The organism is Paenibacillus sinensis (genome assembly GCF_019904155.1).
GTDB classification, from domain to species: Bacteria; Bacillota; Bacilli; order Paenibacillales; family Paenibacillaceae; genus Paenibacillus_AQ; species Paenibacillus_AQ sinensis.
On the sequence record NZ_JAHCMB010000174.1, the window covers coordinates 1 to 1,160 of the forward strand.

Below are 1,160 nucleotides of genomic sequence, written 5' to 3' on the forward strand. Positions count from 1 at the left end.
CGGAGGTGTTTTAAATTTTAAATGGAAACATGGTGAGGTAATTTCGATGGAATTACGTGCCAAAAGAGATCTAGATATAAGTATAAATATGGCTGATCAATTACTTCATATTGAATTGAAAAAAGGTCAGACATACCAGGTTAGCTCAAATGATAAGGGGGAGTCATGCAATGAGTTATGAAAAATTAGTTAAAGGAATCGTTGAAGGTGTCGGAGGGAAGGACAATATTGATAATGTCTACCACTGTGCAACAAGACTTAGATTTACATTGCACAATGAGTCAAACGCAAACGATGAGGCAGTAAAATCATTAGATGGTGTTATTTCACTTGTAAAAAGTGCAGGTCAATACCAGGTTATTATTGGGCAGCATGTGGGTGAAGTTCATAAAGAGCTTATGTCACAAATTGACCCCGAAGAAAATGAGGATAGCATTAAAGATGCCTCTCTGATGAAAGNAGCATTAAAGATGCCTCTCTGATGAAAGAAGAAATGAAAGAGAAAAAAGTGAAAAGCGGCTTTATTGATCTGATCTCTGGAATCTTTACGCCTGTGCTTGGAATGTTGATAGCAACAGGTGTCATTAAGGGCTTTCTTGCTTTACTCACAGCTACAGGGCTACTATCTATGGAATCGGGTACGTATCAGCTACTAGCTATTATAGGAGATTGTTTCTTCCATTTCATGCCAGTCTTCTTAGGCTATACGGCAATGAAAAAGTTTGGCGGAAGTCCTTTTATTGGTGTGGCTATCGGTGCAGCATTGATTTACCCATCAATATCGACAATAATGGCAGGCGAACCTTTGTATACGATGTTTAGTGGGACTATCTTTGAATCTCCTGTACACATTAGCTTTTTGGGGATTCCAGTTATCCTAATGAATTATGGAAGCACGGTATTTCCAGTTGTCGCCATAAGTTATCTTGCTTCAAAATTTGAAAAATTCTTTAATAAGCATATTGGAAGTATGTTTAAATCCCTTGCAGTCCCAGCATTAACTTTAATACTGAGTTTACTTGTTGGCTTCCTGCTTGTTGGCCCCATCGTATCATTTGCAAGTAATCTCCTTGGTGCATTTTTCGGATGGATTTTTACTGTAAGTCCAACCATTAGTGGTTTTCTCTATGGTGCATTAATCCAGTTATGTGTTGTGTTTG

3 protein-coding genes are annotated in these 1,160 nt (G+C 38.0%); all 3 read left to right on the plus strand.

The genetic code is table 11. The annotated features are described in order from the left end of the window. Nucleotides 1-181: hypothetical protein (locus KIH86_RS19950; protein WP_223110630.1), on the plus strand; the 181-nt coding region annotated here is incomplete at its 5' end. Further along, complete coding sequence (locus KIH86_RS19955; RefSeq protein ID WP_223110631.1) at nucleotides 171-482, plus strand: PTS glucose/sucrose transporter subunit IIB; 312 nt, start codon at nucleotides 171-173, stop codon at nucleotides 480-482. The genes KIH86_RS19950 and KIH86_RS19955, both read left to right, overlap by 11 nt. Next, nucleotides 482-1,160: PTS transporter subunit EIIC (locus KIH86_RS19960; protein WP_223110632.1), on the plus strand; the 679-nt coding region annotated here is incomplete at its 3' end. The genes KIH86_RS19955 and KIH86_RS19960, both read left to right, overlap by 1 nt.